Annotated in this window: 20 protein-coding genes and 1 other RNA gene; 3 read left to right on the top strand and 18 right to left on the bottom strand. The window is 34.6% G+C overall.

Annotated features, from left to right (window positions below; all coding sequences use genetic code 11):
* Positions 1-68: 68 nt before the first annotated feature.
* From RAH34_RS07080 to RAH34_RS07070, 3 genes are read right to left on the bottom strand one after another with little or no spacing between them, the layout of a single operon-like run.
* Complete coding sequence (locus RAH34_RS07080; RefSeq protein ID WP_306595625.1) at positions 69-461, bottom strand: hypothetical protein; 393 nt, start codon at positions 459-461, stop codon at positions 69-71.
* Positions 461-1,411 carry a glycosyltransferase family 2 protein gene (locus RAH34_RS07075; protein ID WP_062674916.1) on the bottom strand — a complete coding sequence of 317 codons (951 nt, stop codon included), beginning with the start codon at positions 1,409-1,411 and terminating at the stop codon, positions 461-463. The genes RAH34_RS07080 and RAH34_RS07075 overlap by 1 nt, the downstream gene beginning before the upstream one ends.
* Before the next feature lie 16 nt (positions 1,412-1,427).
* Positions 1,428-2,030: a DUF4199 domain-containing protein gene (locus RAH34_RS07070; RefSeq protein WP_114822325.1), complete on the bottom strand. Its 603-nt coding sequence runs from the start codon at positions 2,028-2,030 to the stop codon at positions 1,428-1,430.
* Between the two features lie 131 nt (positions 2,031-2,161).
* Between RAH34_RS07070 and ffs the strand changes: the two genes are divergently transcribed.
* Positions 2,162-2,259: signal recognition particle sRNA small type (ffs, locus tag RAH34_RS07065), an RNA gene on the top strand.
* A gap of 117 nt (positions 2,260-2,376) precedes the next feature.
* On the opposite strand, the gene RAH34_RS07060 is transcribed toward ffs, so the two are convergent.
* The 6 genes from RAH34_RS07060 to gyrA form a co-directional block, all read right to left on the bottom strand.
* On the bottom strand, positions 2,377-3,063 hold the full coding sequence (locus RAH34_RS07060; RefSeq protein ID WP_114822324.1) for a metal-dependent hydrolase: 687 nt from the start codon (positions 3,061-3,063) through the stop codon (positions 2,377-2,379).
* Positions 3,064-3,180: 117 nt separating this feature from the next.
* Positions 3,181-3,627: an SRPBCC family protein gene (locus RAH34_RS07055; RefSeq protein WP_306595624.1), complete on the bottom strand. Its 447-nt coding sequence runs from the start codon at positions 3,625-3,627 to the stop codon at positions 3,181-3,183.
* 16 nt (positions 3,628-3,643) lie between these two features.
* Positions 3,644-4,573 (bottom strand): 1,4-dihydroxy-2-naphthoate octaprenyltransferase, encoded by a 930-nt coding sequence (gene menA / locus RAH34_RS07050; RefSeq protein ID WP_306595623.1) that lies wholly within the window; start codon positions 4,571-4,573, stop codon positions 3,644-3,646.
* Positions 4,574-4,647: 74 nt separating this feature from the next.
* Entirely contained in the window at positions 4,648-5,484 is an 837-nt protein-coding gene (locus RAH34_RS07045) for a 1,4-dihydroxy-2-naphthoyl-CoA synthase (RefSeq protein ID WP_034697698.1), read from the bottom strand.
* 333 nt (positions 5,485-5,817) lie between these two features.
* A complete protein-coding gene (locus RAH34_RS07040) occupies positions 5,818-6,852 on the bottom strand; it encodes a M48 family metallopeptidase (RefSeq protein ID WP_306595622.1) in 1,035 nt (344 codons plus the stop codon).
* A gap of 30 nt (positions 6,853-6,882) precedes the next feature.
* Entirely contained in the window at positions 6,883-9,483 is a 2,601-nt protein-coding gene (gene gyrA, locus RAH34_RS07035) for a DNA gyrase subunit A (RefSeq protein ID WP_114821369.1), read from the bottom strand.
* A 150-nt stretch (positions 9,484-9,633) separates the two neighbouring features.
* Between gyrA and RAH34_RS07030 the strand changes: the two genes are divergently transcribed.
* Positions 9,634-9,948: a DUF4286 family protein gene (locus RAH34_RS07030; protein WP_034697690.1), complete on the top strand. Its 315-nt coding sequence runs from the start codon at positions 9,634-9,636 to the stop codon at positions 9,946-9,948.
* Positions 9,949-9,992: 44 nt separating this feature from the next.
* Here RAH34_RS07030 and RAH34_RS07025 read toward each other — a convergent pair whose 3' ends face one another.
* From RAH34_RS07025 to RAH34_RS07010, 4 genes are all read right to left on the bottom strand, one after another.
* Positions 9,993-10,205 (bottom strand): hypothetical protein, encoded by a 213-nt coding sequence (locus RAH34_RS07025; RefSeq protein WP_228412003.1) that lies wholly within the window; start codon positions 10,203-10,205, stop codon positions 9,993-9,995.
* A 125-nt stretch (positions 10,206-10,330) separates the two neighbouring features.
* Entirely contained in the window at positions 10,331-10,465 is a 135-nt protein-coding gene (locus RAH34_RS07020; RefSeq protein ID WP_373427983.1) for a quinol oxidase subunit 4, read from the bottom strand.
* Between the two features lie 283 nt (positions 10,466-10,748).
* Complete coding sequence (locus RAH34_RS07015; RefSeq protein ID WP_306595620.1) at positions 10,749-11,240, bottom strand: GNAT family N-acetyltransferase; 492 nt, start codon at positions 11,238-11,240, stop codon at positions 10,749-10,751.
* Positions 11,241-11,245: 5 nt separating this feature from the next.
* The gene (locus RAH34_RS07010; RefSeq protein ID WP_114821366.1) at positions 11,246-11,758 is read right to left on the bottom strand and encodes a DUF421 domain-containing protein; all 513 of its coding nucleotides are present in this window, start codon (positions 11,756-11,758) and stop codon (positions 11,246-11,248) included.
* 118 nt (positions 11,759-11,876) lie between these two features.
* Here RAH34_RS07010 and RAH34_RS07005 point away from each other — a divergent pair, with 118 nt between their 5' ends.
* Complete coding sequence (locus RAH34_RS07005; protein WP_306595619.1) at positions 11,877-12,419, top strand: hypothetical protein; 543 nt, start codon at positions 11,877-11,879, stop codon at positions 12,417-12,419.
* A 33-nt stretch (positions 12,420-12,452) separates the two neighbouring features.
* Here the strand turns inward: RAH34_RS07005 and RAH34_RS07000 are convergent, their stop codons facing one another.
* The 5 genes from RAH34_RS07000 to uvrA all read right to left on the bottom strand — a co-directional run bounded on the left by RAH34_RS07000 (position 12,453) and on the right by uvrA (position 19,447).
* The gene (locus RAH34_RS07000) at positions 12,453-12,587 is read right to left on the bottom strand and encodes a protein with bacteriocin-type signal sequence (protein ID WP_114821364.1); all 135 of its coding nucleotides are present in this window, start codon (positions 12,585-12,587) and stop codon (positions 12,453-12,455) included.
* A gap of 114 nt (positions 12,588-12,701) precedes the next feature.
* Complete coding sequence (locus RAH34_RS06995) at positions 12,702-13,106, bottom strand: hypothetical protein (RefSeq protein ID WP_306595618.1); 405 nt, start codon at positions 13,104-13,106, stop codon at positions 12,702-12,704.
* A 173-nt stretch (positions 13,107-13,279) separates the two neighbouring features.
* On the bottom strand, positions 13,280-14,437 hold the full coding sequence (locus tag RAH34_RS06990) for a hypothetical protein (protein WP_306595617.1): 1,158 nt from the start codon (positions 14,435-14,437) through the stop codon (positions 13,280-13,282).
* Entirely contained in the window at positions 14,430-16,538 is a 2,109-nt protein-coding gene (locus RAH34_RS06985) for a hypothetical protein (RefSeq protein WP_306595616.1), read from the bottom strand. The genes RAH34_RS06990 and RAH34_RS06985 overlap by 8 nt, the downstream gene beginning before the upstream one ends.
* Before the next feature lie 77 nt (positions 16,539-16,615).
* Positions 16,616-19,447, bottom strand: a complete 2,832-nt coding sequence (uvrA, locus tag RAH34_RS06980; protein ID WP_306595615.1) for an excinuclease ABC subunit UvrA — start codon at positions 19,445-19,447, stop codon at positions 16,616-16,618.
* Between the last annotated feature and the right edge of the window lie 9 nt (positions 19,448-19,456).

Here is a 19,456-nt window from a genome sequence, read left to right as displayed (position 1 = left end):
AGAGTGCTTTTCGTTATATTTATTCTTAAATCTGTAAGAATTGATGACCTATTACAGCTTTTCTATGTTTAACTATTTTCAACTGAAGCACCATAAATGATTAAAGTCAAAAGAATTGCAACAATCGCGGCCCCAATAATTAAGGGTTTCCATATTGCTTTTTTCGGATACTTTTCTTCATCTGGAAAATATTTCGGCATAAAATAATAGGAGAGCAAACTTCCCCCTCCAAGGCCGCAAATATAAGCAAGTGAACTTTTAGGCTCTTCCGGAATATTGACAATAACTCCTGTGATAATTGTTAAAAGAACCGAAATTAACAGTACGGTGTATGCTTCTTTCTTTTTGTTGACCTCTATTAAATTCTGGTATAACAAAACACCTCCGAAAAGTGCGGAAAGAAAAATAGAAAATCCTAAAATGGCTTTCTTAGAATAAATTTTCGGCAGCTTTTCTTCCATTATATCACTTCATCAATATTATAATTCTTATGCTCACGGTTGGTTCTTATGATCATTTCTCCTAAGAATCCTGCCACAAACAGCAAGCTTCCCATAATCATCATGGTTAATGCGATAAAGAACCATGGATTATTAGTAATCAAATGTCCGTAGATTCCTCTTGCTACATCAATCAGTTTAGAAATTCCTAACCAAAGTGCTGAAAGAAAACCAACAATAAACATTAAAGTACCCACAGCTCCGAAGAAATGCATTGGTCTTCCTCCGAAACGACTTACAAACCAAAGCGTTATCAAATCCAGAAATCCTCTGATAAATCTCTCAGTTCCGAATTTTGAAGTTCCGTAAGGTCTTGCCTGGTGCTGTACTTCTTTTTCAGTAATTCTTCTGAATCCAGCATTGGCAGCCAATACCGGAATATAACGGTGCATATCTCCATACACATCAACCGATTTTACCACCTGTTTTTTGTAGGCTTTCAAGCCACAGTTGAAATCATGAAGATAAACTCCTGAAACTTTTCTGGCCGCTGCATTGAATAATTTTGACGGAATATTTTTCGTCATCACATTATCAAAACGCTTCTTTTTCCAACCGGAAACGATATCATAATTATCATGAATCACCATATTATACAATTCCGGAATTTCTTCCGGGAAATCCTGTAAATCGGCATCCATTGTGATGACGACATCTCCGTTTGTTCTTTCAAAAGCGGCATGAAGCGCCTGTGATTTTCCATAATTTCTGGAAAATTTAATAGCGTGGATCTGAGGATACTGAACTTTCATATTCTCAATAATACTCCACGACAAATCCGTACTTCCATCGTCTACGAACCAGATCTCATAAGATAAATTGCTGGTTGTGCATACTTTATCGATTCTTGAAAAAAGCTCTTCCAGAGAATCTTCTTCGTTCAGTAACGGAATAACTATAGATAAATTCATTTAATTTTAATAAAAATTAGGCTTGATTGGTTTCTTCGGGTTGATGTATCGTTCTTGTTCTGAAAAACGCTCCGAAAAACACCGACAAAACTACGTAAAATATAAGAATTGCTGCAAAATATCCTGAAAAATGACTTGCCGTAAGCATATCTTTTCCTTTAACCGCTTCAGGAGTGAAGCTTTGCAATCTTTCTTTGTATTTCTGATCCAGCTCATCAATATCCTTCTGATGCTTGAGAATTTTTCTTGCAGAAGTGTATTCTGTATCCAGTTCTGATTTTTGTCTCTGAACATATTGATAGTTCAAAAGGCTTTTTGCGGCAGGATCAACGAAGGTTAAAAATGCATAAATACTGAAGATGGAAAGAATTCCTCCGATGAACATCGGAACGAACGCTCTTTTAAAAGCTTCTTTGAATTTTACGACTCTATGGTTGTTCCAAAACGATTTTACAGACCAGAATGCAGCTCCGGCATATAAAAGAGGTAAAACAAAAGCATTGGCTTTCAAAGAGATATCAAAATAATTGATTCCTGAGAAAAAAGTATATACTACAAAGAAAACAATCATTGTAGCGATAAAAAGTATAATTCCTAGTGTTGATGGACTTTTCGTCATATTTAAATTTTTAAAAAAAAGTTGAAAATTTTTCCCTCTAAATGTCAGGCGTTTAGCTTTACCACTGCATTTTTTCAACTAATTTTCTTTGATAAAGTTTTGAAGTTTATAAAATATTCCTACCTTTGCAACGGCAAGTCCTAAACAACCAGCTCCTGAGAATCCTCCAGGGTGGGAACGCAGCAAAGGTAATCGGTCGTAGCGGTGTGATTTAGGTAGCTTGCCATTTTTTTTTGTTTTAAAGTAAGAAGAGAGGTAATTTGATAATTATCTTTTTTTGTTTTTAATACCTTACGCATCATTTTCATTTTTCTAATTTTCAGATTACCTCCGGTTCAGTTATTGATTAAAATTCGAACGTCTCTCCTAATTTTGGTAAAATAAGTTCTACATTTTTATCAGCAAAATGTTGTAGTGCACTTTCATGATTGATTTCGATTGCAGGGAAAGTATCAAAGTGGCATCCGATTACTTTCGGTGTTTTTAATAGCTCTGCTGCTGCAAAAGAAGCTTTTCTAGGACACATGGTGTAGTGGCTTCCGATGGGAAGAATAGAAAGATCGATGTTTCCGTATAGTCTCGGGAACAGCTCCATATCAGCCATTACTCCTGTATCACCTGCCAAATAGATGTTCTTACCTTCAGGAAGTCTGAAGATATACCCTACAGGAACGCCTCCATAGCTTCCATCCGGGAAAGAACTTGTGTGGTGAGCCGGAACCATAGAAATTTTAAGATCGTCGATTTTTGCCGATCCTCCTAAGTTCACATCGTCTTTATTTTTAGCCTGCTGGAAATAACCGCATACTTCAGGAACTCCAATGATGGTAGCATCCGGATGATGCTGTAATACTTCTGCTACATCGGCGATATGATCACCATGTGCATGAGTCAACAGAATGTAGTCGATTTTTTGAGCAGCGATATCAAAACCTGATTCTGCTTTTTTGTAGTTGTAAAAAGGGTCGCTCAGAATTGTTTTGTCCTTGTACGTGAACAGGAAACAATTTTGCCCTAGGAATTGTATTTTCATTTTAAATTTAATTTCAATTATTATTAAACACAAATGACTCAAATAATTTCACAAAGAGCACATGAGATTAGTGACGTTTGTGAAAGTATTCGTGCCATCTGTGTTTTCTTTAATTTGTTATTTCGATGGGAATTTATCCTCAATCAATCTTAAATTAATCCCATGTTCCAGATAAGCTTTACATCCATCTAAAACTGTGGTAAAACCTCCTGTATTGTCATTAATTACTTTAAGCAGATCTTCACCCGTTTGGCTGAATCCATAGCTTTTAATGATAACAAGAGTTCCTTTTTCCATGGTTTTGAATTCATAGTCTACGTTGGTTGAAGGCTCTCCCCACTCTGTTCTGATCAGCTGATTGGGAATGATCTCGTGAACTTTCACTACGTTTTTTACTCCGTACATTTCCCATTCCCAGGTAACGGTCTTACCTTCTTCCAATTTTCCGGTGGATTTGGTAAACCAGAAATTCGTAGTTTTTTCAGGATTGATGAATGCTTCAAAAACATCTTCAACCGGTTTTCTGATAAGCATTTGAGCTTCAACATAGACATTAGAACTCATGATATACTATTTTGGATTAGTTAAATAAATTAAGTCCGGCAGCTGTAAGAATCGCCATTACAAAAGTCATGATCCCTACCTGCTTCAAATATTGATCTAATTCTTTCGGTTCTTTTACAGATAATATCTTTCTTCTTAGTTTTGATAGTGGAAACAACAGAATCATTACGATGAAGACATAATAGTTTTGCTGTTGCATAAATCCATTCATTCCTAAAAATACAAGAATAAGCAATAATGGCAGCTGCAACAGAACCATTTCATAGATCATCGCATTTTTGAATCCGATTCTCAGTGCAAAGCTGTTTTTCCCAGATAGTCTATCACTTTCGATATCTCTCATATTGTTCAGGTTAAGAACAGCCATACTCATCATTCCAACTGCAGTTCCGGGTAACAATATATCCCAGCTGAAAGTTTTTGTGAATAAGAAATAGCTTCCACATACAGAAACCAGTCCAAAGAAGATAAACACGAAAATATCTCCCAATCCCATGTATCCGTAAGGTTTTTTTCCTACTGTATATCCAATTGCAGCAAGAATGCATGCTACTCCCAATCCTATGAAGATATAGAATTCATTCATATAATTTGGAATGAAGGCTACATATAGCAAAGCAATGGTAGCAATGAAAGATAATGCTGCGAAAAGGATTACTGCATTCTTCATTTGTTTTGCAGTAATTTTGCCTGATGCTACAGCTCTTGCTTCTGCTTCATTGATTCTTTTGGCATCGGTTCCTTTTACTCCATCCCCATAATCATTCGCATAATTTGATAAAATCTGGTATAAAAGCGTAACCAAAAGAGCGAGCGCAAGGATTTTCCAGTCCCAGATTCCTCCCTCTCCGTAAAGTCTCCATTTTGCAATGAAAGCCCCCATAATTATTCCGCTTAGGGAAAGCGGTAAAGTTCTTAGCCTTGCGGCTTTTATCCAATGTGTCATAAATTTATAAGTAATAGGTAATGGGTAATAAGTAATGAAAAATATTGCTCATTACTTATTACTCATCACTCATGTTATGATATCCATTGATCTTCTCCGAAGTTGGGCTTTCTTTTTTCAAGAAAGGCATTTCTTCCTTCCTGAGCCTCTTCTGTCATATAAGCAAGACGGGTAGCTTCTCCCGCAAAAACCTGCTGTCCTACCATACCGTCGTCTGTAAGGTTCATGGCAAATTTCAGCATTCTGATAGAAGTTGGAGATTTGGCTAATATTTCCTGTGCCCATTCGTAAGCAGTGTCTTCTAATTCTGCATGAGGAACTACTTTATTGACCATTCCCATTTCGAAAGCTTCCTGAGCAGAATAATTTCTTCCTAAAAAGAAAATTTCACGGGCTTTTTTCTGTCCTACCATTTTAGCAAGGTAAGCCGAACCATAACCACCATCAAAACTGGTAACATCAGCATCTGTCTGCTTGAAAATAGCATGTTCTTCACTTGCCAAAGTAAGGTCACATACTACGTGAAGTGAGTGTCCTCCACCAACTGCCCATCCCGGAACCACGGCGATTACTACTTTCGGCATGAAACGGATCAGACGCTGAACTTCAAGGATGTTCAAACGGTGTCTTCCATCTTCTCCTACATACCCCTGGTGTCCTCTGGCTTTTTGATCCCCTCCGCTGCAGAATGCCCAGCCACCGTCTTTAGGACTTGGCCCTTCTCCTGAAAGTAATACAACCCCTATTGAAGGATCTTCATAGGCATCATAAAAAGCATCGTATAATTCTGAAGTTGTTTTAGGTCTGAAAGCATTACGCACCTCAGGTCTGTTGAAAGCAATTCTTGCTACTCCGTTAGATTTTTTATAGGTAATATCTTCGTATTCCTTGGCGGTTTTCCACTCGATCATCTTAGAAAAATTTTTCTCAAAGATACGGAATTACAGAGAAATTCTCAGGTTGAAATTTAAGGTTCATCTCTATAAAAAACAGAAATTCTGAATGCATGAATCCGGTATGAAGAATTTTCGACAGAAACTGCATAGGAGGACCGGTAACAAATTAAACCTAACAGGTTTTTAAAACCTGTTAGGTTTATAGAATTTCACTCAAAATCCCCCCCAAAAAAAACTCTTACATAAAAGATAAAATCCGGATAAGAGGCTCGTCAGCACTTTTTGTTTACAATAAAAAAACCGGAACATTTCTGTTCCGGTTTTCATATCTGTTATTGTAAAAAATGATTATTTTGCTCCAGCAGCTGTAAGTTCAGCTTCTTTAGCTTTCATTTCTTTAACTTTATCCATGTTTTTAGTTACAATGTAAATTTCTTTTAACGTAGTAACTGCATCAAGGCTTTTTGGACTAGCTTTATACCATCCTTCTGCAAACGGCAATGCCTTGTTGAATCTCTCTCTTCTCGCATCAATCAATTTAGATGCTTCATCCGGCTTATCTTTTCTTAAAGCATTGATATCCGTAACTACTTTAGCATCATCCCCGATGGTTGTATACACAAGGTTCTGGTAGGCATCAGAGAAATCCGGCTTCAGCTCAATTGCTTTTTTGAAAGCTTCCAGAGCATCATTAACAGTAGCTGGATTTTTAGCCTGCATTACTCCAAGGTTATACCAGTTTGTGGCATCATTAGGATTTTTAGCCAACTGCTCTTTCAATCCGGAAACGAATTTATCTGTGTTTCCTGACTGAAGATATGCGGTAGTTTGAGCTTCTTTCAGCTTAGCATTATTAGGAAACTTTGCTAATCCTTTCTCAATAACAGGAAGAGCCTCAGCGCTTTTTGCATTCAGAAGTAAGGAAGCAAGAGTTTCATATAAATCAGATTCTATACTTTTTGTCTGTTCTGTTTTAAAATCAGTATAATCTGAGTTCTTTTTCATAAGCTCCCAAGTCGCTTTATCAAGATTAACCACCTGTCCTGATTTTTTTTCTTTGGCAGTATAAGTAGTTTCTACTCCTGTAAATCCGGAATTTATAAGATCTGTAAATATTTTGATGGACTGATCACTGTTGTTAGCTAATGCATGACTCAATCCGGCATAATACATATATATTTTATTATCCTGTCCGTTAGCCTTCAATAGATCATAAACTTCTATAAACTTTGGTGCTGCTGCAGCATAATTTTTTCCATTATATGCATCCATAGCAACCTTATTTGCTTCCTGAAGCTGAGCATTTAAAGCAGCGGCATCTTTTTTCTGCCCAAAAGCAAAAGCAGACGCTACGATAGCCATTCCTAAAATTAGTTTCTTCATAATAACTATTTTATATTTATATTGTACAATTTATTCTTCAGAATCAGAATTCTCATTTTCCTCTGCTGAGTTTTCATTTTCAGCCTGAGGTGTTACATTGTCATTTTCCTGGTTATCAAATAGTGATCCTACCACTCCTTCTTCTGTTTCTTCAAGTTCTTCAGCATCTTCTTCTACATCTTTATCCATTTCTACTTTTGCAATGGCTGCAATTTCGTCATTTTTCTTAAGGTTGATCAGTTTCACTCCCTGCGTATTTCTACCCATAACTCTCATTTCATCCATTCCCATTCTGATCGCAACACCAGATTTGTTGATAATCATCAATCCGTCTTCGTCTGTTACATTCTGAATAGCGATAAGATTTCCTGTTTTTTCAGTGATATTCAGGGTGATAACTCCTTTTCCTCCTCTGTTGGTAATTCGGTAGTCTTCTACTGCAGTTCTCTTTCCGTATCCTTTTTCAGATACCACAAGTACTGTTTCGTTCTCTACATCGTTCACAACAATCATACCAATAGCTTCGTCACCATCTTCAAGCAAGATCCCTCTTACCCCGATAGATCCTCTACCTACTTCTCTTACTTTCTCTTCAGGGAAACGAATACATTTACCATTTTTAGTAGCGATCATGATCTGAGATTCTCCGTTGGTAAGGTAAGCTCCTAATAACTGGTCATTATCTCTAATTTCGATAGCATTTACCCCATTTACTCTTGGTCTTGAATACGCTTCCAATGATGTTTTCTTGATGGTCCCGTTTTTAGTTACCATCACAACACTCATCTGATTTACATATTCAGAATCCTTAAGGTTGTTCGTTCTGATATAAGCTTTAATCTTATCATCCGGTTCAATGTTGATAAGGTTTTGTACTGCTCTTCCTTTTGCTGTTTTAGAGCCTTCAGGAATTTCAAATACTCTCAGCCAGTAACATCTTCCTTTTTCCGTAAAGAACAACATGTACTGGTGGTTGGTTGCAGAAACGATATATTCAAGGAAGTCGGAATCCCTGGTTGTTGCTGCTTTGTTTCCTACACCACCTCTACTTTGAATTTTATATTCTGAAAGCGAAGTTCTCTTGATGTATCCTGCGTGAGAGATCGTAAGAACTACAGATTCATTAGGGATAATATCTTCAATAGACATTTCTCCTCCTGAATAATCAATTTCAGTTCTTCTTTCGTCTCCGTATTTTTCTTTGATTTCGATTAATTCTTCCTTGATGATCTGGAATCTTCTCGGCTCGTTAGCTAAGATGTCTTCCAAATTTGCAATTTCTTTCATGATTGCATCGTATTCATCACGGATCTTATCAAGCTCCATTCCTGTCAGACGAGCTAATCTAAGATCAAGAATTGCCTGAGCCTGAATGTCTGAAAGCTCAAAAGCCTCGATCAAGCCTTCTTTCGCCGCCTGAGGGTTGGCACTGTGACGGATAATAGAAATCGCTCTGTCTAATGCATCCTGAGTTCCAATCACTTTCATGAATCCTTCAAGGATGTGTGCTCTTTCCTTTGCTTTTTTAAGCTCATACTGAGTTCTTCTTACGATGACCTCATGTCTGTGCTCTACAAAGTGATGAATGATATCTTTAAGGTTCAGCTGCTCCGGTCTTCCGTGTACCAATGCAATATTGTTTACACTGAAAGAAGTCTGAAGTGCTGTATATTTATATAATAGGTTTAGAACTACATTCGGAATTGCATCGTTTTTCAATTCATATACAACACGAAGTCCTTTTCTATCCGATTCGTCTCTGATCTCGTGGATACCAGGTATTTTTTCGTCTTTAACAAGCTCTGCGGTTCTGGCAATCATTTCCGCTTTGTTTACCTGATAAGGGATTTCAGTAACGATAATCGCGTTTCTGTTTCCGATTTCATCAAAGTTCACTTTAGCTCTTAAAACAACTCTACCTCTACCTGTATGGAAAGCATCCCTTACTCCGTCATATCCATAGATGATACCACCTGTAGGGAAATCCGGCGCAATAATATGCTGCATCAGCTCATCAATCGTAATTTCTTTATTATCGATATAAGCACAGATAGCATCTACAGATTCAGAAAGGTTGTGTGGCGCCATATTGGTTGCCATACCTACAGCAATACCTGAAGCTCCGTTGACCAAAAGATTCGGGATTTTGGTAGGCATTACGGTGGGTTCCTGCAAACTGTCGTCGAAGTTATTCTGGAAATCAACGGTTTCTTTGTCAAGGTCAGAAAGAACCTCATCAGAGATTTTTTTCAATCTTGCTTCGGTATAACGCATTGCTGCCGGCGGGTCGCCATCCATGGAACCGAAGTTACCCTGCCCGTCTACCTGAGGATAACGCAAGCTCCATTCCTGAGCCATTCTCACCATCGCATCATATACAGAAGAGTCACCGTGCGGGTGATATTTACCCAAAACGTCCCCAACAATTCTCGCAGATTTTAAATATTTTCTATTAGAAAAAACCCCTAATCCATACATACCATAAAGTACTCTTCTATGAACGGGTTTCAAGCCGTCTCTTACATCCGGCAGCGCTCTTGAAACGATAACGGACATCGAATAATCGATATAAGACGACTTCATTTCATCAACAATGTTGATAGGAATCAGTCTTTCTCCTTCTTTTTGCATAAACAAATTTTATTGTAATGATATTCAAACTCTTAGCTGTAAGTCTGAAAATTATTTATTTCCAATTTTTATTAACGGGCTAATTTACGAAAAAAATGCCGATTTTTGCAGCAGAATTTATCCAAAAAAATCTTAAAAATTCATAAAAATATGAGCGTATTAAGTATAACTTTCCACTGTACGAAAGATAACCTGGAAGAATGGGAAAATTATATTGATGAAACACTGGTTTTAATGACTGAAAACCTGATGGATGTCAACAAATATATTCTTTCTGAGGTACACAGTGACTTTATCGAGGAAGGTAAAAATTATAATCTCCTGTTAATTTTTGATAATGAAGAATTACGTGAAGATTTCATTAAAAGTGAGCTTTTAAATATTTCGGAAAGAATTGAGAAAAAGTTCGGACAGGAAGTGATGGTCTTTAATACTTTCCTTAATCCGAAAAAATCGAGATTATAATGAGTCATAAAAAAAGCACTGAAAAATTCAGTGCTTTTCTTTTTTTATCTGTGATGTCCATGACCGCGGCCTTTGTGATGATGACCACGATCGTCATAAATATACACTTTCTTTACCTGGCCGGGTGCATAGTACCTTGCACTTCCGCCATAATACTTTTTAGCATGCCCGGGTGGCATTCTTCTTCCATGATGCTCATGTACCACACAAGAAGACAGCATTAATACGACTACTGCTACCCCAGCAATTTTCAACATACTTTTCATTATTTTCACTTTTTCAATTTCGATAGCGAAATATATCAATGTTAATGCCAAAAGAAATTAAAATTAAGCTAATGTATGTTAAAACTTACGGCTCATATTTTTATTTTATATGTTTATTAGTAGCCACTTCTCTTTTTCACCTGTCCCGGGGCATAGTCTTTTGCACTTCCTCCAAACACTTTCTTAGCCTGTCCCGGAGGGATTGTATTTCCTCGGGCTCCATTGTCATGAACTACGCATGATGACAGCATAAACAGTACAACAAGGACTCCTGTAACTTTAATCAAATTTTTCATTATTTCTACTTTTTCACTTATTAATATAACAAGGGGAATGCCAAAATAGTTCAAAGTTCAAGGTTCAAGGTTTAAGGTTTAAGGTTTAAAGTTTAAGGTTGGAATATATTGACTTTTATTGCCAATGGTCAATTTTGCTTCGCAAGTCAATAGTGAATTTTGTGTTGGAGATTAATGTGCCTATCAAACAAATTCATCATTCATCATTCATCATTCATCATTCATCATTTATAATTCTTTACATGGCTTCACTTCTTTTTTCCATCAGAACGACGTCTTTCCACTCATCATTGAGTTTTCCGATTTTTTTACGGATACCTACGATTCTGAAACCGTTTTTCTGATGAAATTTGATAGACGTTTCATTTTCGGAGAAGATATTGGTCTGTAATGTCCAGAATCCGTGATCCTCACTATCCAAAATCAGTTTTTTAAGCAATACGGAACCCAAACCCTTTCCCTGATATTCGTTATCAAAATAAATGCTTACCTCTGCAACTCCTTTATAGCATTCTCTTTTGCTGACCGGTTTTAAGGCACACCATCCTACTACTTCATTTTTTTCATTTTCCAGCACCCAGCGGCAGTCGTTAAAATAGCCCATGCTCCAGGCTTCAGCAGTGGGAACTTCTGTTTCAAAAGTGGAAATCCCACCGTCTATTCCCTGGCGGAAAATTTCAAGGACCCTGGCTTCGTCGCTGGGAAGCATTTCTCTTAATTCGTAATTCATCGTATTTAATGGTATTTTCTTTTAATTTTTCTTTTAATTCTTGAATAATGGGTCTGTTTACTCTTCTCGTCCTGAGAAACCACACTGATATTTCCATCCACTTCCAACACAGAAAGTTTTACATTATCTATATTTTCAATTCCATGTTCTCTTATCGCTTCTTCCAATTCGCTTTCTGTGATCTTTACCCGGTTTAAAGCGGCCTGATCTGCTACTCCATCTCTGATCAGAATAACCGGTTCATCTTCCATAAAAGTCTGAAAGGAACGGCTGGAAAACATAATTCTTTTCAAAATAAAATTAGCAACAAACAAAACCAATGCCGCAATAATTCCGCCCTGGAGAGAGGTATCGGGGCCTACCATTGCATTCTGTACAGCATTTGAAATGAGTAATAGTAATACGACATCCCCTGCATTGAGCTGAGAAAGCTGGTTTTTACCAAATAAACGGATGGCAATTACCATGAAAAGGTAAACGCAGAGGGAACGGACAGCAACGTTAAGAATAGGATCCACAATTTTTTTTATCTACTCAAATGTATCGATTTTTGCGATTCGTAAAAAATATTTTATGGACAGATTTTGGTATACATTTTGAGCCTGGAATTCTGATACATACCACAAAATAAAACCAATGAAAAAATTACTTCTCTGTTTAGGAATATTCCTGTTTTTTGTATCCTGCAAAAAAGACAAACCTCAGCCTGCCATGTCTCCAGAGTCAGCCATTACTGAAAAAGTAAATGAACTGTACACGCAATACGGCAAATCTAATGAAGCAATTTACAACGAACCGATTCCGGACAGTTTGTTTTCCCAGGATTTAAAAAAAGTTTTAGACAATGCTATAAATACCTCAAAAGCAGATATTGAAAGGGTAAAAAAGAGTGATCATCCTGATGAAAAGCCATTAATTTTTGAAGGAGCTATTTTCTCCAGTTTGTATGAAGGGTTCACAAGTTATACAATTAAATCTGTCAAGATAAAGGATAAAACTGCTGAAGCATTGGTATCCTTTGAATATGATATGGGTTCACCTAAAGAAACCTGGATGGATACAGTACATCTGAACCATACAGATAAAGGATGGAGAATAGATAATGTTACTTTTGATAAAATAGGGAATTCTAAAGATCTTAAAGCAAGATTAACAGAATTTGTTGAAAGTACAAAATAACAGAAAGCCGCTTACAAAAGCGGCTTGTTTTTTTTACGGACACTGAACAATTGGAATATCACTGCAAATTACTTTATTTGCCCATTCGCAAAATGTACAGTATTTTACAGGTGCTCCTCCGTACACTGACTTCAAATCTGATTTTGTCAGCTTTTTTAAATTTTTCATATCGTTTTAATTTTATGGTAGCCCAAAACTAAAACTTTACGGTTTATTGTTTATTACAATTTAATCTGATAAGTTTTCATTATTCACACATGATTGAATAATATGCTATGAATACTATCTGCTGTGGATCTCTACTGTCACAGGCATTACGTAAGTATAGGCAACCATATTATCAGTTAGTTTTTTGCGGTCTACCTTGTAATCAAGATCACTTAATACGGTTTCAATTTCTTTGCTTACGGTTTTACAGTCTCCACTGGAGTGAACATTTACAATTTTCCCGTTTTTGGCAATATCAAATTTCACCACTGAGTTTACGGTTCCCTGCTTGTAATCAGGGTTGGTAAGGTCAAAATTGGCTTCTAATTTATTTCTGATATCGTTAAATGTTTCACTTCTGCTCAGTTGAATTTCCTGAATGGTATTATGATCTGTAGTTTGAGCTTTAGCACTGTTCAAAACAGCAGCAAATCCGCAAACGAAAAGTGAAGCCATTACTATTTGAATTCTATTTTTCATAACTAACTGGTTTTAAATATTATACTAACCTATTTTTGTATCTCTTAACCAAAGTTATTAAAAATAATTCATATTAATTTTACATTAGGTTAACATTGAGTTAACATTAAAATTTAATTATTTGATTATCAGGGTAATAAATTTTAAAAATAATTAAAAATTTAATATTGGAATTAAATTATTCCAATTTGTGATGCAATGTCCTTTTTATATTTTTCAAACGGAGCATTTGTAGACTCAAAAATTTCTATACCAAAAATGTCTTTTTTGATATCATTTTTATGTACGATTATTTTATTATCTCTAAATAATTTTATAATTCCTTCTATTTGTTTTTCAGGATATCTTTTCCTTTTGTCAATCAAATCATAAGCAATACTTTTATGAAAATCATATCTACCTTTCAACTTGAACATATCTAAATACTTATCAATATCTTTGTTCGATTTTAAATTTCTAAGTTTAACTTCCAAATCTTCAATCTGTTCTATATTTTTTAACTTTTCCTTGAATCTATCACTCTTAGTATCAAAGTTTAGTTGAAAACGTAGATAATCATTTATACAAAAAGTCTCAGAAGAAGGAGCAATGGATTTCATAAAATCTGATAATTCAAAGTTTTTTTGTCCTTTAAATTTTGAATTACAAGAATAGCAAGAAGGAATAAGATTATATATTGAAACTGATAAAAATGGGAACTTACCTTTTGGAATAAAATGATCTAAAGTAAAATGATCTCTAAACATTTTTACATTATTAATATTCAAAATGTTAATTTTTGTCAAAGTCTTCATACCGATTCCTGAAATTCCATTTATTTCTTTTAGTGAGCTAAACTTCTCTTTTTTTATTTCATTATAAACTAATTCTCCTTTAGACTCCGATAATAATTCCTGCCATTCCTCACAAGTTGCATTTTCAATAAACTCCTCAACATTTTTGTACTCAACAAAAACATTAAAGGGGTTAATAAAATCAATATTACAATATGGACAAGTTCTTATAGGTAATTTATAGCTAATCAAAAAGTCAGCAATACTTCTCTGTACATTTGTGTAGAAATAATGATATTTACCCTTTGAATTTTTCGATCTAAAATTTGCATTTAGCATGTCTATATTTTGTGATTCAGTTTTCTTTGCAAAATCTACTAAATCTGAGAATCCAGAAGTAAGAAGTTTTTTATAATCCCATGCATTATCTATTTTCTTTATTTCTTCATTCAGAACATCTACGTCAAATTTTGTTTCATTCAGAATTATATTGTAAAAATCATTACAAAATTTTATTTTATCTTTATCATTATTGTACAAATAATTTATCTTATTCATTTATTTGTTTTCTTATTAAGTTCAGTTGTTCTAATAACAAAATTTCTTGATTTTTTAAATCATTTTTTGATGGAGAAATTTTGAAATAGATATTTAGTTCCTCTAATTGGTTTTCTAAAATTTTTCTAATATATTCTTCTCCAATCATCTTGATTAACAATATATAGTTATCTTTATTTTCAATAAATTTTTCTCTTACTTTTTCAAAGCTACTTTCTGTAGAATATAAATAACTGTTATAATCAGCTAAAAATTCATTTATTTTAGAAATTGCAAATTCTCCTTTGGTATTGCCCATAAAAAATCCATCGGTTAGCATCTCATGAATATTTTCAGCAAATGTATTGTCACTTTTATAATTTTGGGGTTGGCCATTATCTAAAAATAGAACATTTTGTTTAGGGATATCTGATAGAATAAAAGGAGAATGGGTTATAAATAATATATTAATTTTAGGAATACAATCTTTATAAATATTTTTAAAATCAATTCTATTAATATATTCTAGTAAATCTTTAATGTACGATTTTTGTTGTTCCGGATGATAGTAAAGTTCTATTTCATCTAAAATAATATTAAAATTATGATATTTAATTAGTTTATTACTTTTAAAATTAAAGTTTACTGATAACAAATTTCTTAGATGATAAAGTATAGAATTTAAACTATAGATTTTCTGTTTTTCTCCAGAACTTAAATTACTGAAATTATTATTTTCATTTTCATCGTCAAAATAAATTTCTAAATTAAAAAATGAAGGAGGCAGAAATTCAATTATATCTATAAATTCATTTTTTTGAAGTTTTTTTTGTGAATTTATTTTAGTAAAAATTGTTTCAAAATCATATTCAACTTCTAAATCACTTAAATCCTCTGAATTTTCATCTATATAATTCTGGTAATTATAAAAATTTAATGCTTGTCTTATTTTTAAAGTTATATGGCTTCTATCGTTATAAAGTAAATTAACAAACCTACTTAGCTGTCTATTATTATAAAAATCTAAATTAGCAAATCCTTCATAGGTTTGGTATTTTTCAATTATAGAACATAATTTATTGATAATATAATTTACTGTTTGTTGATATAAAGCTCCTTTTTTAATTTTTATATCTTTTATATCTTTATCATTTGCAAAAAATTTTTTATATAAATGCTTAAAAACATTTTCATTGTACATATTATCTTCATACTTATTAAAATATGCTATTTTAATCTTCCTTATTTTCTTACCATTTATCGTGTTTCGTTCAGTAATATCTTTACTAAACATTGTTGATAATAACCTTTGCTTAACTAAATAATTTTCTGAATTAATATCGATTATTCCTTTTGCTCTATAAGGATTAAGAACAATAGGTGTTTGATAAGAATCATTTTTATGAAATATCTTTTCAATCCAATTTCCACAATCTTCAGAATTTAATCCATAAATAGAAAAATTAATAACAAGATTATAAAAAATGCTTTTAGAGTTTTCTTTGAAAGTATTTTTGCTACTAATCTTGATGTTACCTTGGGAAAAAGAAAATAATTCTATTTTTTTTGCCTTAATTGTCAATCTGAAGATTTCTTCATCTACAATGAAATACATTTCAATTCCTAAATCGTCCGTATGTAGATCATAATTTTTAATTTTAGGCTTATCAATAGAATTATTTATTAATTTATTAAAATTTATCAGAGTGTTCTTTAATGTTATATCATCTTTATATTGTATAGAATGTTTAATACTACTACAATAATTATCAAAATTTTGTAAATCTTCCTGGATTGTTTTTACATTTTCTGTTTCTTTTGCATCAAGAATTTTAATTAACCTTCCAATCTTATAAAAAGCAACATATATAAGTTCCATTAAGGCACTTTTTCCACTACCATTTTTTCCTACGATAGCAGAAATATTGATTTGTAAGTTATTTTTATTATATAAATTTTGAGGGACAGTGGGAGTATATGTAATTTCTATTACATTTTTATCAACATCTGTTTTAAATTTATAATCATTATAAAATTTATAAATTTGATTTGGAATTAAATTCTTAATAAAATGAGAATTATAACCATCTAATGGCCTAATCGCTAAAAGTTTAAAGCTCATGTATTATCGTTTTTCCCAAAAGTAAATAAAAAAACCACAATTTTCATTGTGGTTTTCCGTAATATATTTCTATAATTCTATTCTAATTCCCTCTTCAAAAACTTCCCTGTCAAGCTCTTCTTGGACTTCACAATTTCCTCAGGAGTTCCCTGTGCTACGATCTGTCCGCCATGCTTTCCTCCTTCCGGTCCAACGTCAATAATATGGTCTGCTAATTTGATGACATCCATATTATGTTCGATGATGATGAATGAGTTTCCAAGTTCTACCAGTTGGTTGATGGCATCCATAAGGATTTTCACATCTTCAAAATGAAGTCCTGTTGTTGGTTCATCAAGGATATAAAGGGTGTTTCCGGTTTGTCTTTTCGCCAATTCAGTAGCTAACTTGATACGTTGCGCCTCACCTCCAGAAAGGGTCGTTGATTGCTGTCCAAGGGTAATATATCCCAAACCTACATCCTGTAATGTTTTCACTTTCGCAAAAATCTTAGGAATTGGCTGGAAGAAATCTACCGCTTCATCAATTGTCATGTCCAATACGTCAGAGATTGATTTTCCTTTGTAACGAACTTCCAGGGTTTCTCTGTTGAAACGTTTTCCATTACAGGTTTCACAGTGCACGTATACATCCGGAAGGAAGTTCATTTCGATCACTTTCAATCCTCCGCCCTGACAGGTTTCGCATCTTCCGCCTTTTACGTTGAAAGAGAATCTTCCAGGCTTGTACCCACGGATTTTACTTTCCGGCAGCTCTGCAAAAAGGTTTCTGATATCAGTAAACATTCCGGTATACGTTGCAGGATTCGAACGTGGCGTTCTTCCGATTGGAGTCTGATCTACGTCTACAATTTTATCAATATTTTCTAACCCTTCAATCTTTTTGTAGGGTAACGGTTCCTGAACCGCTCTGTAGAAATGCTTGTTAAGGATCGGATACAATGTTCCGTTAATCAACGAAGATTTTCCACTTCCTGAAATTCCGGTTACTACAACCAGTTTTCCAAGAGGAATATCCAGGGTTACATTTTTAAGATTGTTCCCTGTAGCTCCTTTTAAAACAATATTTTTACCGCTTCCTGCTCTTCTTTCTTCAGGAATTGCAATTTTTCTTTTTCCATTGATGTATTGAGCAGTGATGGTATCGGCTTTCAATAAATCTTTTGGTTTCCCCTGCCAAAGAATTTCTCCACCGAATTTTCCTGCTCTCGGACCAATATCCAGCACCTCATCGGCTTCAAGAATCATGTCTTTATCGTGTTCTACCACCAATACAGAATTTCCGATGTCTCTCAGGTTTTTCAGGGAATGGATCAGTCTTTCGTTATCTCTCTGGTGAAGCCCGATACTTGGCTCATCGAGGATATACAATACATTGACCAGTTGAGAACCGATCTGTGTTGCCAGACGAATTCTCTGTGATTCTCCTCCAGAAAGGGTTTTTGAACTCCTGCTCAGACTTAAATAATCCAACCCTACATCCAGCAGGAACTGAAGTCTGGTTTCAATTTCTTTTAAGATCTCGTGAGCAATGATTTTATTTTTTTCTGAAAATTTATCTTTAACGTCAACTAACCAGTCTTTTAAATCTGCTAAGCTTAAACCATTAACCTCAGCGATATTTTTTCCATCAATTTTAAAACTTAAACTTGAAGGCTGAAGACGGGTTCCATGACATTCCGGGCAGGTTTCTTCTGTGGTGAAATGTCTTTCCAGTAAAATGGCTTCATAAGATTCTCTTTCATCGATAATTTCTTCCATGAAAGCAATCAAACCATCGAAACCAATTTTTATTTTCTTGGTAATCCCTGCGTATTTCAGGTCTTTATTGAATTCTTTGTGACATCCGTTATAGATATAATCCAATGCCTCTTCAGGAATATCCTGCAAAGGTGTTGTTAATCCCAATCCGAAGATTTCAAGGATATTTTTAATCTGTGACAGAATCCATTTGTTCGATTTAATATCTTCCAATGGCAATAATCCTCCCTGATTGATTGACAGTTTAGGATTATCTATAAAGTAATCAGTATTGATCTTTTTAATGGTTCCCAGACCTTTACAATTCGGGCAGCTTCCTTTTGGAGAGTTGAATGAGAAAGTATTCGGTTCCGGCAGTGCCAGAGAATGTCCGGTTTCCGCATCCATCAGGTTTTTGGAAAAGTATTCGATATCCGTACTTCCCAGTTTCTGAATTCCGATAATGCCTTCTCCCATTTCCATTGCTGTACGCAATGATTTCTCCATTCTTCCTTCTGAAGCATTCTCCCCGATAATCCAACGGTCGATAACGATATCGATGTCGTGGGTTTTATAACGGTCAAGTTTTAAATCATACTCAATATCCTGCAGCTCACCATCAATTCTTGCCTGTCCGTAGCCTTTTTTAGCCATCTGAACAAAGAGCTCATGATAATGTCCTTTTCTGGAACGCACCACTGGCGCCAAAAGCATGATTTTCTCTTTTTTATAATTTTCTTTGATGGTTTCAAGGATCTGATCTTCGGTATAGCTCACCAATTTCTGCCCTGTGGACAAAGAGTAAGCATCCGAAACTCTTGCATACAAAAGACGCAGGAAATCATACAGCTCAGTAACTGTTCCTACCGTAGAACGCGGATTTTTATTGGTTGTTTTCTGCTCGATAGCAATAACCGGAGAAAGTCCTTCAATTTTATCTACGTCAGGACGCTCCAATCCGCCCAGAAATTGGCGTGCATAGGCAGAGAATGTTTCGATATAACGACGCTGGCCTTCTGCAAAAATAGTATCAAAAGCCAACGACGATTTTCCACTTCCCGAAAGGCCGGTAATCACGACCAATTCATTACGTGGAATTTTTACATTAATATTTTTTAAGTTGTGTTCACGTGCTCCGTAAACTTCTATATATTCTGTTGATTTACTCATAATTTGGAG

Source organism: Chryseobacterium sp. WLY505 (assembly GCF_030846215.1).
GTDB lineage: Bacteria > Bacteroidota > Bacteroidia > Flavobacteriales > Weeksellaceae > Chryseobacterium.
This window is presented reverse-complemented; position numbering and strand designations above follow the sequence as displayed.